The organism is Leifsonia sp. EB41, from assembly GCF_041262565.1.
Classification (GTDB): Bacteria; Actinomycetota; Actinomycetes; order Actinomycetales; family Microbacteriaceae; genus Leifsonia.
Genome location: NZ_JBGCCJ010000001.1, coordinates 2,388,147 through 2,401,048, shown reverse-complemented (window position 1 = coordinate 2,401,048; position 12,902 = coordinate 2,388,147). Strand labels below are relative to the sequence as shown.

The window sequence follows — 12,902 nt, the reverse complement described above, 5'->3', positions numbered from 1 at the left end:
GACTGCGGCGCACTGCGGCGCCGACGACGGGGCTGGCCGCGTGTCGGTGGCCTCCCCTAGGTTCGCCTCATGGGAATCGAGATCGAAGCCGACGCCGTCGCGCGCCTCCGCGACCGCGTCCACGGAACCGTCTACGTGCGCGGCGACGAGGGGCTCGCCGCCGAAGTCGCCTGTTTCAATCCCACCGTCATCCACGACCCGGATGTCGTGGTCGCCGTCGCCGGCGAGGAGGACGTCGCGGAGGCCGTGCGTTTCGCCCGCGAGCAGGGCCTCCCGGTACGCGTCCAGGCCACCGGCCACGGCTCGGAGGCCCCGATCATCGGCGGCCTCATCGTCTCCACCCGCGCACTCGACGCCATCGACGTCGATCCCGCGTCCCGGCTCGTCCGGCTCGGCGCGGGAGTCCGCTGGGCGCCGGTCATCGTCGCGTCCGCCGAGTTCGGGCTGGCCCCGGTCACCGGCTCCTCGACCAGCGTCGGCGCGGTCGGCTACACGCTCGGCGGAGGCCTCGGCCCGCTCGCCCGCACGCACGGTTTCACCGCCGACTGGGTGCGCGGATTCCGCGTCGTCACCGCAGAGGGCGAGATCGTGACGGCCGACGCCGATTCGCACTCTGAGCTGTTCTGGGCGCTCCGCGGCGGCAAGGGCGGCCTCGGTGTCGTCACGGAGATGACGCTCGAACTGGTGCCGCTCACCACCCTCTACGCGGGCAGCGTGTTCTTCGAGGGCGAGGCCATCGAGCCGGCCTTCCGCGCGTGGGTCGACTGGGCGGGCTCGCTCGGCGAGGTGGCCACCACCTCCGTCGTCCTGCTGCGCATCCCCGACGTCGACGGGCCGCCTCCGCCGCTGCGCGGACGCACCGTGCTGAGCGTGCGGTTCGCCTACCCGGGCGACGCAGCGGAGGGCGAGCGCCTGTTCGCCCCCATCCGCTCGGCGGCGCCGGTCTTCCTCGACTTCGTGGGCGAGATCCCGACGACGGCTGTCGCGACCATCCACAATGACCCGGAGGAGGGCTCCCCGGCCTGGATCCGCGGCTTCATGCTCGACGACTTCGACGCCGCGGACGGCGACGCCCTGCTCGACGTCGCCGGCCCGAAGGTCGACTCGCCCTTCCTCGCCGTGGAGATCCGCCAGCTCGGCGGTGCAGCCCGGCGCGACACGAACGACGGCACGGCGGTCGGCGGACGCGACAGCGGCTTCACCCTGAGCGCCATCGCTGCCGATCCCGCGACCTTCGACTCCGCCGCGCCCGCGTCGGCAGAGGCGATCTCCCGCGCGCTGGAGCACCGCATCTCCGCGGTCACCAACGTCAACTGGGCGGCCGACCTGACCGACCCTGCCACGTTCGCGGCCTCCTGGCCGGCCGACGTGGGCGCTCGGCTCACCGAGGCGCGCGCCAGCTACGACCCGGAGGGCGTCTTCGCGTTCGGTCCGGCCTGAGCGGCAGCGCTCAGTCGGCCCACAGCTCAATCGGCCCAGACGCTCGGCGCCTCCGCACGCGTCGAGGGCAGCGCTGCGTCCGCGCCCCACTCCAGCAGCCACTCCGGGATGGTGAAATCGGTCGGCGCGGGCCCGACGGCCTCCAGCAGCTCCTCGATGGAGACCACGCCACCGCTGCGCTTCAGGAAGCGGCCGCGGATGAAAGCCTGGGTGTAGATCTCGCCGTCGACCGTGAAGCGCTGCTCGACGTAGACGGCCTTCTCGTCGAAACCGAGGATGCGCGACTCGACCACGAACGACTGCCAGAGCTCCAGCGACTTGCGGAACGAGATGGTCTCCGACGCGACCACCGGATACCAGCCACGCTGCTCGAAGATCCCCCAGACGCCGTTCCTGCGAAGCAGGTCGAACCGCCCGATATCGGCGATCGACAGGTATACGCCGTTGTTCATGTGCTTGAGGATGTCGAGGTCCGTCGGCAGCACCCGGAAGCGGGTGCGGGCCACGTCCCAGTGGTCGAGGCGCGCGCCGAACCGGGAGAGGAATGCGTGGAGCATCGTCCGGAAGATCATGTGCACGCCGTCATGTTAGTGATGCGCCAAGCGCTCCTCATCTTCGTTGTGGACCCTCTCCAAGCCCGCTAGGGTTCTGCGAGGGGGAAATCGTGCTGAATCGAATATTCCGGGGTCTCACTGCGTCGAAAGCCGCTCGCGCACGCGCTCGACGGACGGCGGCCGTCGCGGTCACCGCTGTCGCCGTCGTCTCGGTGCTGGCGGGCTGCGCGCTGTTCGCGGGCGGAGGCCGACCGGCCGCCGCGCCGACGCACTCGCGGACGCCGAAACCCACCACGACGCCGATGGCGGACGAGCGCAGCTACGGCACGGCGACGGCGACTCCCACACCCACGCCGACGCCGGTTCCGCCGCCGACGCTGACGCCGGTCCCGGCCGGCACCGTGGTCGCGGAGGCGAGCGTCGCGTCGCCCAAGGGCAGCATCCACTTCCACTACCGGGTGGTCTCGAACGGGGACAACACCTACTCGGCGCAGTATTCGAACTTCACCTCGACGGTCCCGGTCCCGGTGTCGGTCACCTTCATCGACATCGCGCCGCGCGTCGGCGACGGCCTGACCTATCACGGCGTCGGGGACCACCAGCTCGGCGGCCCGACCTCCGCCCCTGCCGCGGCGTCCACGGCGCTGCTGGCCGGCGCCGGCCAGCCGTCCTATCTCGGCACGCTCGTGACCTACTCCTCAGCGGCATCGTTCGACGGAGTGCCGCAGGAGCTCGGCCCGGACAAGGTGCTCGCAGTGGACACGGTCCGCTGGTCGGTGCCTGTCCGTCCGTCGAATGTGCACCCCGTCGACTCGGGAGCCCGGCCCAACGCGGCCGGCGCGGTGACGGCGAAGACCGCGAGCGGCGCCCCGCGACGCTACGAGGTCGCGCAGGGCGACACGACGACGGCCGTCGCGGATCGTTTCGGCATCCCGGTGGAGTGGCTCCTCTGGCTCAACCCGGACCTGCCCGGCGACGGCGGCAACCAGTACCTGCTCGCCTCGACGGCGCTCAACCTGGACCCGGACAGCCTGTAGGAGGACTCGCTCTCCCTCCCCGACGGTCGCGACCGCTCAGCGCGCCAGCGGCACCTCGAGGATGCTCGCTCCCGCCGGCGGCGCCGACAACGCCTGGTCGAGCTCACCCTTGGTGCGGGCACGCCCGTACTCCCAGCCGTACGCGCGAGCGAGCGCCGACAGGTCGACCGCCTGCGGCGTGTACAGCACCCGGTCGAACGCCTCGGCCGGCGCGGTCGCCGCGACTTCCAGCCCGTCGAAGATCGTCCCGCCGCCGTCGTTGCCGACCACGACCTGCAGGTGTGGGCGCGCCTCCCCGGCCCCTCCGAGCAACGCGCCCACATCGTGCAGCAGGGCGAGGTCGCCGAGCAGCACCCGGGTGACACCTGCGGCAGCGCCGGCCTCCATCGCCCGCGCCTCGGCGGCGAGCGCGATGCCCGTGGCCGTCGCGATCGTCCCGTCGATGCCCGCGAGGCCACGGTTGGAGTGCACCACGATCTTCTTCCCCGCAACCAGCCGGTCGGCGTCCCGGATGAGGCGGGACGCTCCCAGCACGAGCCGGTCGTGCGGCCAGGTGTACCGCCAGAGGGCCTCCGCCAGCAGCGGCCGGGTGATCGGCGCGCGAACAGCGGCCAGCTCGGCGCGCGCGAACGCGAGCGCGTCGGCCGGCTCGTACGATCGCGCCTTCTCGACGTCGGGGGCGGATGCCGCGGGGTCTGCCGCCCGCTCGGCCTCCTCGGTCAGGCGCCGGCTCGCGAAGACCCAGCTCCCGACCCACGACCGCACCTCCGGGCTGCGGAGGTCGACGCCGGCGGGCGCACTGACTCCGCCGACGACCCGTGCGCGCCGGCCCGGGTTGTACGCTTCGCGACCGGTCGGCGCGACGACCAGCACCTCGACGTCGTCGCGCAGAAGCAGGGCCGGGACCTCCCGGCTGAGCGTGGGATGCCCGAACACGACGGCCCGCTGGACCCGGGCGCCGAAAGACTCGTCCCGCAGCAGCTCGCGGTACGCGACCACCAGCTCCGGCCCGAAGCGGGCGCCGCTCGACACCTCCGCGAGCAACGGATAGCCGCCCGCGCGGGCGTGCTCCGCCGCCGCGACTCCGGCGTCCGCTCCGGCGACCACGACCGTCAACGGGCCATCCGGCAGCTCCACGACCTCACGGCCGAGCGCCGCCGGTCCGGCCGTCGCCGGCAGGTCGCCGGGGGCGACTCCCCGCACGGGCGGGACCGCGACCGACAGCGGCTCGCGGAATCCGACGTTGAGGTGCACAGGCCCGGGATCCGCGGTCGACGCGCCCACGGCCTCCTCGACGGCGGAACGCGCAAGCGTCCGTGCCTCCTCCTGCTCGCCCTCCGCGCCGACGGGCGCCGTGACGTCATGGCTGGCGCGCACGACGGTCCCGTAGAGCCCGTCCTGCCGCGTGGTCTGGTTCGAGCGGATGCCGCGCAGCTCGCTCGGCCGGTCCGCTGTGACGACGATCATCGGGATGCCGGCCTCGTGCGCCTCCAGCACGGCCGGGTGGAGGTTCGCGGTCGCCGTGCCGCTGGTCGTGACGATCACCGTCGGGGCGCCGGTCTCCCGGGTCAGCCCGAGCGCGAGGAAGCCGCCGACGCGCTCGTCGATCCGCACGTGCAGCCGCGCGGCGCCCGCGCGTTCGAGTTCGGCCGCGGCGAGCGCGAGCGCCTGAGAGCGCGATCCCGGGCTCACGACGATGTCGGAGACACCCGCCTCCACGAAGCCGGCGAGGAGCGCGAGCGCGTAGTCGGTCGCCGGGTTCCCGGTCTGCTCCACCGCCGCGGGCTCTTCCGAGACCCGCGGGTCACCCATCCCGTCGGCCGGTCTGGTCGTCCGGACCGTTGTCGTCGAGGTCGGCCAGCTCCTTCTCGAGCCGGCGGATGCGCTCCTCCTGGTCGTGGTCGATCCGGAGCTTGCCGAGGAAGGCGGGGTCGTCGTCCGGGGCGCTGATCCTCCGGCCGACCTCCGTGCGTCGTCGGCCGCGGCCGATCAGGAACCAGAGGATCCCGCCGATGATCGGGAACAGGACGATGACGAGCACCCACACGGGCTTGGGTAGGCCACGCACCCTGGAACGGTCGAAGAGGGCGCAGTCTGCCACCGAATAGATGTAGAAAACCGCGGCTGCGACGCCGAGGACTATCCAGAGGCGAACCATGCCTACATCGTAACTCTCAGCGAGTCTGCCTAAGCTGGGAGGGTGAAGCGGATTCCCTCTTGGTTGACCTACACCGTGCTGCGCCTCGTGCTGTTCGCGGTGCCGCTCGTGATCCTGCTTCTGCTCGGAATCGTCTGGTACGCGTCCGTCATCGCCGCGGCCCTCATCGGCCTGTGCCTCTCGTACATCCTGCTCGCCAAGCAGCGCCACGCTGTCGCGTCCGACCTGTACGCGGCACGCCACCGCGACAAGCCGGCTCCGTCAGCGGACGACGCCGAGGACGAGGCGATCGACGCCGCGCAGGCGGAGGCCGCTGCGGGCGAGGCCCACAAGAACGCGCCGGGTCAGAAGGCGTAGGCCGCGCCGAGCGCGAGCGCCACGAGCAGCCCGGTGAGGCTGGTGAGCTGCAGCGCCGTGATGAGTTCGCGCGGCGTCTTGCCGAACAGGGTGATGACGCACGCCGGCAGCGCCGCGAGCAGCGCGAACATCCCGAACCACGCGAACGGGTAGAACAGCGCCAGCACCGCGAGGATGCCGAACGGCACGAGCAGGAACACGCAGAACACGATCCGGGAGGCGCGGTTGCCGAGCAGGACGGCGAGCGTGCGCTTCTTGGCGAGCCGGTCGGGCTCGATGTCGCGGATGTTGTTGACCATGAGCACCGCGCACGCGATGAGTCCGGCGATCACGCCGCCGAGCCAGGCCTCCTGGTTCACCGTCTTCGCCAGCATGTAGGTCGTGCCCGCCGTGGCGACGATCCCGAAGAAGACGAAGACGAACACCTCGCCGAGGCCGTAATAGCCGTACGGACGCTTGCCCCCGGTGTAGAACCAGGCGGCCGCGATGGCAGCGGCCCCGACGATGAGCACCCACCAGAGTTGGGTGAGCAGGACGAGGATGAGCCCCGCGACCGCCGCGAGGCCGAAGAAGGTGAGGGCGACAGTGAGCACCTTCTTGGGCGCGGCCTTGCCCGAGCTGGTGAGGCGACCCGGCCCGACCCGGTACTGGTCGGTGCCGCGGATGCCGTCCGAGTAGTCGTTGGCGTAGTTGACGCCGATCTGGAGCAGCACGGCGACCGCCAAGCAGAGCAGCGAGCGGATCGGGTGCCAGATGCCCGCGCCCTCCACGACCTTCGCCGCGCCGACGCCGATGAGCACGGGAGCGACAGCGAGCGGAAGCGTCCGCAGCCGCGCGCCGGCGATCCAGTCGGATGCCGTGGCCGGACGCACGGCGGAGGCCTTGGCGCCCGGTCGCCCGCTCCGCCCGCCACGAGGTCCGCGCGCCGGGGGCGGCGCCATCCGCTGCATTCGAGGGTTGTTCTGGCTCATCACAGTGGGAATCGTAACAACAACCGCTATGCCCCAGGCCGTTCGTCGGCGTCGCCACGCGCGAGCCGCGCGGCCGCGATCCGGTCCGGCTTGCCGCTGCTGAGGTGCGGGAGCTCGCCGACGGTCACGATCCGGGCGGGCGCCGCGGCGCGCCCGAGCTGCTCGGCGACCAGGCTCCGGAGTCCGGCGAGCTCGGCACTGCCCGTCGTGACGACGACCGGGACCTGTCCCCACCGCGGGTCCTCGGCCGCGACGACGACCGCGTCCCCGAGCCCGTCCCACGAGCGGACGAGTCTCTCGACCGTGTCCAGCAGCACCTTCTCGCCACCCGAGATGATGACGTTGTCCGACCTCCCGCGGACGATCACGCGCCCATCGCGCACCTCCCCGAGGTCACCCGTGCGGTACCACCGGACGCCGTCCTCCTCGTGGAACGCCGCCGCCGTCCGCTCAGGATCGCCGAGGTAGCCCTCCGCGAGCGTCGGCCCACTGATCTCGAGCAGCCCGTCCACCTCCCGGACGACGGTCGGCCCGATCGGAACCCCGTCGTAGACGCACCCGCCCGCCGTCTCGCTCGACCCGTACGTCGCGAGGAGCCGCGCCCCCAGCGCTTCGGCCCGCTCACGCAGCCCTCGGTCGAGGGCCTGCCCGCCCACGAGGATGCCGTCGAACCTGCGCAAGGCGGCTCCAACCTCGCGGGCCCCGCCTTCGGCCGCGTCGACGAGCCGCGCGAGCTGCACCGGGACGAGCGACGTGTAGCGGAGGTCATCGGCCAGCTCGCCCGCCACCCCGGCGAACCGCAGTGGATCGAAGTGGCCATCGCCGTAGACGACGGGCTCCGTCCCGGCCGCCAGCGACCGGACCAGCACCTGCGCTCCGGCCACGTAGTGCGCCGGGAGGGCGAGCAGCCACTGCCCCTGACCTCCCATCACGCCGGCGGAGGCGGCCGCACTGGCCAGCAGCGCGTCGGCGGAGAGGGCGACCCGCTTCGGCACCCCGGTCGACCCGGACGTCTCGATGACGAGCGCAACATTCTGCGGAGCCCGCTCCATCGCGCTGGGCCACGCACCACCCCCGCCTCCCGCGCCGCTCGGCAGAGCGCCATCCGCGCCCACGTTCCGCGGCACGACCGCCGCACCGCCCTCCGAGAGCGCCTCCCTCAACGCCGCGAAGACCTCCCGCGTCCGGCGGGCGTCCACCACTCGATACGGTCGCGTCACCTCGCCCTCACCACTGCGGCCATCCGCCCGCTCCGATCGCGTGCATCCGCACCGCACCCACTCAGTACTGCCACGGGAACGGCGACCAGTCCGGCTCCCGCTTCTCGAGGAACGCGTCGCGCCCCTCGACCGCCTCGTCGGTCCCGTACGCCAGCCGCGTCGCCTCCCCCGCGAACACCTGCTGCCCGACCATCCCGTCGTCCACCGCGTTGAAGGCGAACTTGAGCATCCGGATCGCCGTGGGCGACTTGGTCAGGATCTCCTGCGCCCATTCGACCGCCGTCGCCTCCAGCTCGGCGTGCGGAACGACTGCGTTCACCGCCCCCATCTCGTACGCGCGCTGCGCCGAGTACTCGCGGGCCAGGAAGAACACCTCGCGCCCGAACTTCTGCCCGACCTGACGCGCGAAGTACGCGCTCCCGTAGCCGGCGTCGAACGACCCCACGTCGGCGTCGGTCTGCTTGAACTTGCCGTACTCCGCACTCGCGATGGAGAGGTCGCACACCACGTGCAGCGAGTGGCCGCCTCCCGCCGCCCACCCGGGGACGACGGCGATGACGACCTTGGGCATGAACCGGATCAGCCGCTGCACCTCGAGGATGTGCAGCCGACCGCTGCGCGCAGCGTCGATGCCGGACGCCGTCTCGCCCTCGGCGTACTTGTACCCGTCCCGGCCGCGGATGCGCTGATCGCCTCCCGAGCAGAACGCCCAGCCGCCGTCCTTCGGGCTCGGCCCGTTGCCCGTCAGCAGCACGACCCCGATCTTCGGGTTCGTGCGGGCGTCGTCCATCGCTGCGTACAGCTCGTCGACCGTGTGCGGGCGGAAGGCATTGCGCACGTCGGGCCGGTCGAACGCGATCCGCGCGATGCGCCCGCTCACGTCGTGGTGGTACGTGATGTCGGTGAGCCCCCCGAATCCGGGGACGTCCGTCCACACCGCGGGGTCGAAGAGGTCTGATACTGCCGAAGACATGCCACAAGCCTACGGTCGAGCGCACTGCGAAATCGGGCCGCGTGCCAAACTGGTGCAATGCTGCCCGAACTCACCGACCTGTTAGGGACAGCGCGCGTCGTCCGGCTCCCGATGCGCTCCCGGTTCCGCGGTATCACCGTCCGGGAGGCCGTCCTCTTCGAGGGCCCCGAGGGCTGGACGGAGTTCTCCCCCTTCGTCGAGTACGACGACCAGGAGTCCGCCGCCTGGCTGCACGCCGCGATCGACTTCGGCTGGCGGACCTCCCCCGCGATTCTTCGCGACAGGATCCCCGTCAACGCCACCGTCCCGGCCGTCGCGGCGGCTGACGTGGCCGCCGTCCTCGACCGATACCCGGGTGCCCGCACCGCCAAGGTGAAGGTCGCCGAACCCGGCCAGACCCTTGCCGAGGATGTGGCCCGCGTCCGAGCGGTCCGCGAGCACCTCGGTCCGGAGGGCCGCGTGCGCATCGACGCGAACGGCCTGTGGAACGTGGACGAGGCCGAGCACGCCATCCACGCGCTCGCCCCGTTCGACCTCGAGTACGTCGAGCAGCCCTGCGCGACCGTTGAGGAGCTGGCCGAGATCCGCCGGCGCACGCGCTACATGGACATCCCGATCGCCGCCGACGAGAGCGTGCGCAAGGCGAGCGACCCGCTGGAGGTCGCGCGCGCCGGTGCCGCAGACCTGCTCGTCATCAAGGCCCAGCCGCTCGGCGGCATCCATGCAGCGCTGCGGATCGTGGCGGAGGCCGGCCTCCCGGTCGTCATCTCCAGCGCACTGGACACCTCGGTCGGCATAGCGATGGGTGCGCAGCTCGCCGCCGCTGTCCCCGACCTCGCGTTCGACTGCGGCCTCGGCACCGTGGCGCTGTTCGAGCACGATGTCGCAGAGTCGCCGCTCATCCCGGTGGACGGTGCGATCCCCGTCGGCCGCCCGCGGGTGTCGACGGCACAGCTCGACCGCCTCGCGGCCCCGGACGATCGGACCGAGTGGTGGCTCGACCGCGTGCGCCGCTGTTACCGGATCGTGGAGCACGCGGCGGCGCTCTGACAGCGGTGCGAGGAACCGAGAGCGTCAGCCGTACAGCCGCTCGGGCACCTCGAGTCCGTAGATCGCGCGTCCCGAATCCCAGATCGCCCGGCACGCCGCCCGCAGCAGGTCGAGCTCATCGTCGCCCTCGCTGAGGATGCGGACATCGTTGCCGTCGATCGCGACGGTCGACTTCCCGACCGTGACCGCACCGTTCTTCGCGGTCTTCGCCTCCGGATACGGCTCATCCAACCCGCGCAGATCGCCCAGGATGTAAGTCGGCCGCGAGTTCGCGTCCCCCGCGAGCAGCTGCTTGGCGCGGTCGATCCCGGTGAGCACGAGCACCGAGTCGATCCCCGCGCGGTTCGCGCCGAGGATGTCCGTGTCGAGCCGATCGCCGATGAACAGCGGCTTCGTGGCATCGAAGCGGGCGACGGCCTCCTCGAAGATCGCCACCTCGGGTTTACCCGCGACGAGCGGGAGCCGGCCGGCAGCGGTGTGGACTGCGGAGACCAGCGTCCCGTTGCCCGGCGCGATGCCGCGCTCGACCGGGATGGTCCAGTCCGTGTTCGTCGCGATCCACGGACGCTCGCTGTCGCTGCGTCCTTGGAGGGCGAACGACGCCTCCGCGAGCTGCGCCCAACCGATGTCGGGCGAGAAGCCCTGGATGACCGCGGCGGGATCGTCGTCGGCCGAGCGCGTGACGGAGAACCCGCCCTTCTGGACTTCGTCCACCAGGCCGTCCCCGCCGACGACGAGGATCGTTGATCCCGCCGGCACATGCTGACTCAGCAGCCGGACGGCGGCCTGCGGCGAGGTGACCACGTCACGCGGCTCGACATGCAGCCCCAGCTCGCGCAGATGCGCGGCCACGGACGCATCGGTCCGAGACGCGTTGTTCGTGATGTAACCGACCCTGACGGTTTCAGCCACACGGTTCAAGCTGTCGACGGCGTACGGGATCGCGTTCGGCCCCGTGTAGACGACCCCGTCGAGGTCGGCCAGCACAAGGTCGACACCGGCCAACGGCGTCACAGTGTCACTCGTCCGTCGAAACAGCGCCATCGTGCGGCTCGTCCTCCGTGGTCTCATCGGTCGCGGCCTCGTCGGTCGACCCGGCGTCGGCTTCGCCGGCCACAGCATCGTCGGCACCTTCGTCCGCTTCCAACGACTCGAGGTCATCCATCACCACGGCCAGCTCGAACTCCTCCTCGATCACGTGGACCGTTTCGAGTTCGGCGTCGGCCTGCGCCTCCTCGAGCGCGAGCTCGGCACGTTCGGCGCGCTCGCGCCAGGACGCGGAGTCGGCGTCGCGGCCGAGTGCTTCGAGCACCTCGGCATAGGCGTGGAAGAGGTCCGGACTCCACGTGAACGCGCGGTTCGGGTCGAGCTGCGGGATCTCCAGCTCGGCCAGTGCGGCCTCCTCCTGCCCCAGGTCGAGCCGGGCGCCCGACATGGCGATCGCCAGCGCGACCTGGACCTCGGACGGCAACGTGCTGCGGTCGATCGACCGTCCCAGCTCGAGCGCGCGGTCGGGTCGGCCGACCCCGCGCTCGCTGTCCACCATCAACGCGATCTGGTCGTTGGATCCGGTGATCCTCCGGTAGGTGCGGAGTTCGCGCAACGCGAGCGCGAAGTCCCCGCTCGCATACGCAGTGATGGCGAGCGTCTCGCGCACCACACCGATGCGTCCGGCACGTCGCGCGGCCGACAGGGCGTGACGGTGCGCGAGCTCCGGGTCCTCGTCGATCAGGCGCCCGGCCATGACCAGGTGCTGCGCGACCCAGTCGGCGTTGTCCTTGCTGAGCGTCTTGAGCTCGACGCGAGCTTCCTTCGGCAGGTCGCGCGCCTCGACATCCGCGGGGAGGTCGGGGTCATCGTGCCGTGGACGTACCGACCGGAGTTCTCGAGCCAGCTCCTCTTCTGCGCTGAGCTCGTACTCGTGCGCACGGGCGTCGCGATCACCGCGCGCGGGACGACCGTCCCTCGTCCACAGCTTGTCGTCGGAGCGGCCATAACCTCGCGAGCCACCGGCGCCGGCCGGACGACCTGCCCGATCACCGTACGAACCCTGACCGCCCCGGGACCCGGCGCCGTCGCGGCCGCCGGCGAACCCACGGGATCCGGACCCATCACGCGAACGCGTGGCGTCCCAGGAACCGCCTCGCTGGCCACGAGCCTGCTCGCCGTCGCGGCGCTGGCCGTCCCGGTTCCACTGGCCTTCACGACGCTGCCCATCGCGGGCCTGACCGCCAGCGCTCTGCGGACCGCGGCCCTGACCGTCGCGATTCCGCTGACCGCCGCCACCCTGACCGTCACGACGCTGACCATCGCGGCTCCACTGGCCCTCGCGACGCTGCCCATCGCGGGCCTGACCGCCACCGGTCCGCGGACCGCGGCCCTGACCGTCACGGTTCCACTGACCGCCACCGCCCTGGCCGTCACGGCGCTGAGCATCGCGGTTCTGACCGCCGCGGTTCTGGTTGTCATGGCTCTGGCCATCACGGTTCTGTCCGCCGCGATATCCGTCGCGTCCCTGCCCTCCGCGGCCCTGCGCGTCACTGCGCTGAGCTCCGCCTCGCTGACCGTCGCGACTCCACTGACCGTCTCGCGGCCGGCTCGGGCCACCGGTGCGGGAGGATCCGCCGGAGCCGCCCTTGCGGTCCGCGCCATCGCGGTCCCGGGACCGCCCATAGCCCTGACCCGAGTCTCGCCGCGGGGCGCCGCCGGAGCGATCGCCGTCCCGGCCGCTGCTGTTGCGTGGGCGATCCGTGCCTCGACCGCGGTCGCTGCCGCTCGAGGCGGACGTCCTGTCGTCGTCTGCCGGTGTGTCGCTCACGACTTCTCCTGTCGGGGTGCCGGGGTTTGCGCCCAGCCTATGTGCGTGGATCGCCCCGGGCATCGCCCGAGCGAATTGTGCCGTTAACGCGAAATGGCCACCCATCACTGGGTGGCCATCTCACAAAGAAGTCCGGCGGTGTCCTACTCTCCCACAGGGTCCCCCCTGCAGTACCATCGGCGCAGAGAGTCTTAGCTTCCGGGTTCGGAATGTAACCGGGCGTTTCCCTCTCGCTATGGCCGCCGAAACACTATTGATGTATCAAAGTGAACGATCAAGCTTTAGCTTGAATCAGTTCTCGACCGTACATCGAGAACCACATAG

At 71.5% G+C, this 12,902-nt stretch carries 12 protein-coding genes and 1 rRNA gene; 4 read left to right on the top strand and 9 right to left on the bottom strand.

From position 1 onward, the window contains the following. The first annotated feature begins 69 nt into the window (after nucleotides 1-69). Nucleotides 70-1,440, top strand: a complete 1,371-nt coding sequence (locus tag ABH923_RS11910) for an FAD-binding oxidoreductase (protein ID WP_370055575.1) — start codon at nucleotides 70-72, stop codon at nucleotides 1,438-1,440. Between the two features lie 26 nt (nucleotides 1,441-1,466). Here ABH923_RS11910 and ABH923_RS11905 read toward each other — a convergent pair whose 3' ends face one another. Continuing rightward, nucleotides 1,467-2,012, bottom strand: coding sequence for an acyl-CoA thioesterase (locus ABH923_RS11905; RefSeq protein WP_370057351.1), 546 nt, complete (start codon nucleotides 2,010-2,012; stop codon nucleotides 1,467-1,469). Between the two features lie 92 nt (nucleotides 2,013-2,104). Here ABH923_RS11905 and ABH923_RS11900 point away from each other — a divergent pair, with 92 nt between their 5' ends. Beyond that, complete coding sequence (locus ABH923_RS11900; RefSeq protein ID WP_370055574.1) at nucleotides 2,105-3,031, top strand: LysM domain-containing protein; 927 nt, start codon at nucleotides 2,105-2,107, stop codon at nucleotides 3,029-3,031. Between the two features lie 36 nt (nucleotides 3,032-3,067). On the opposite strand, the gene menD is transcribed toward ABH923_RS11900, so the two are convergent. Then, the gene (menD, locus tag ABH923_RS11895; protein WP_370055573.1) at nucleotides 3,068-4,843 is read right to left on the bottom strand and encodes a 2-succinyl-5-enolpyruvyl-6-hydroxy-3-cyclohexene-1-carboxylic-acid synthase; all 1,776 of its coding nucleotides are present in this window, start codon (nucleotides 4,841-4,843) and stop codon (nucleotides 3,068-3,070) included. Then, the gene (locus tag ABH923_RS11890) at nucleotides 4,836-5,189 is read right to left on the bottom strand and encodes a PLD nuclease N-terminal domain-containing protein (protein ID WP_370055572.1); all 354 of its coding nucleotides are present in this window, start codon (nucleotides 5,187-5,189) and stop codon (nucleotides 4,836-4,838) included. Before ABH923_RS11890 ends, menD begins: the two co-directional genes overlap by 8 nt. 42 nt (nucleotides 5,190-5,231) lie before the next feature. Here ABH923_RS11890 and ABH923_RS11885 point away from each other — a divergent pair, with 42 nt between their 5' ends. Then, nucleotides 5,232-5,546, top strand: coding sequence for a DUF4229 domain-containing protein (locus ABH923_RS11885; protein WP_370055571.1), 315 nt, complete (start codon nucleotides 5,232-5,234; stop codon nucleotides 5,544-5,546). Here ABH923_RS11885 and ABH923_RS11880 read toward each other — a convergent pair. From ABH923_RS11880 to ABH923_RS11870, 3 genes are all read right to left on the bottom strand, one after another. Next, nucleotides 5,534-6,517: a 1,4-dihydroxy-2-naphthoate polyprenyltransferase gene (locus ABH923_RS11880; RefSeq protein WP_370055570.1), complete on the bottom strand. Its 984-nt coding sequence runs from the start codon at nucleotides 6,515-6,517 to the stop codon at nucleotides 5,534-5,536. The two genes, ABH923_RS11885 and ABH923_RS11880, sit on opposite strands and share 13 nt — an antisense overlap. A gap of 26 nt (nucleotides 6,518-6,543) precedes the next feature. After that, nucleotides 6,544-7,737 carry an AMP-binding protein gene (locus ABH923_RS11875; protein WP_370055569.1) on the bottom strand — a complete coding sequence of 398 codons (1,194 nt, stop codon included), beginning with the start codon at nucleotides 7,735-7,737 and terminating at the stop codon, nucleotides 6,544-6,546. Nucleotides 7,738-7,798: 61 nt separating this feature from the next. Beyond that, nucleotides 7,799-8,710, bottom strand: coding sequence for a 1,4-dihydroxy-2-naphthoyl-CoA synthase (locus ABH923_RS11870; protein WP_370055568.1), 912 nt, complete (start codon nucleotides 8,708-8,710; stop codon nucleotides 7,799-7,801). Between the two features lie 57 nt (nucleotides 8,711-8,767). On the opposite strand from ABH923_RS11870, the gene ABH923_RS11865 reads away from it, so the two are divergent. After that, nucleotides 8,768-9,760 (top strand): o-succinylbenzoate synthase, encoded by a 993-nt coding sequence (locus tag ABH923_RS11865; RefSeq protein ID WP_370055567.1) that lies wholly within the window; start codon nucleotides 8,768-8,770, stop codon nucleotides 9,758-9,760. Between the two features lie 24 nt (nucleotides 9,761-9,784). Here the strand turns inward: ABH923_RS11865 and ABH923_RS11860 are convergent, their stop codons facing one another. From ABH923_RS11860 to rrf, 3 genes are all read right to left on the bottom strand, one after another. Next, nucleotides 9,785-10,804 carry an HAD-IIA family hydrolase gene (locus tag ABH923_RS11860; RefSeq protein WP_370055565.1) on the bottom strand — a complete coding sequence of 340 codons (1,020 nt, stop codon included), beginning with the start codon at nucleotides 10,802-10,804 and terminating at the stop codon, nucleotides 9,785-9,787. Further along, the gene (locus ABH923_RS11855; protein WP_370055564.1) at nucleotides 10,779-12,578 is read right to left on the bottom strand and encodes a hypothetical protein; all 1,800 of its coding nucleotides are present in this window, start codon (nucleotides 12,576-12,578) and stop codon (nucleotides 10,779-10,781) included. The genes ABH923_RS11860 and ABH923_RS11855 overlap by 26 nt, the downstream gene beginning before the upstream one ends. Before the next feature lie 130 nt (nucleotides 12,579-12,708). Beyond that, a 5S ribosomal RNA gene (gene rrf / locus ABH923_RS11850) occupies nucleotides 12,709-12,825 on the bottom strand. Between the last annotated feature and the right edge of the window lie 77 nt (nucleotides 12,826-12,902).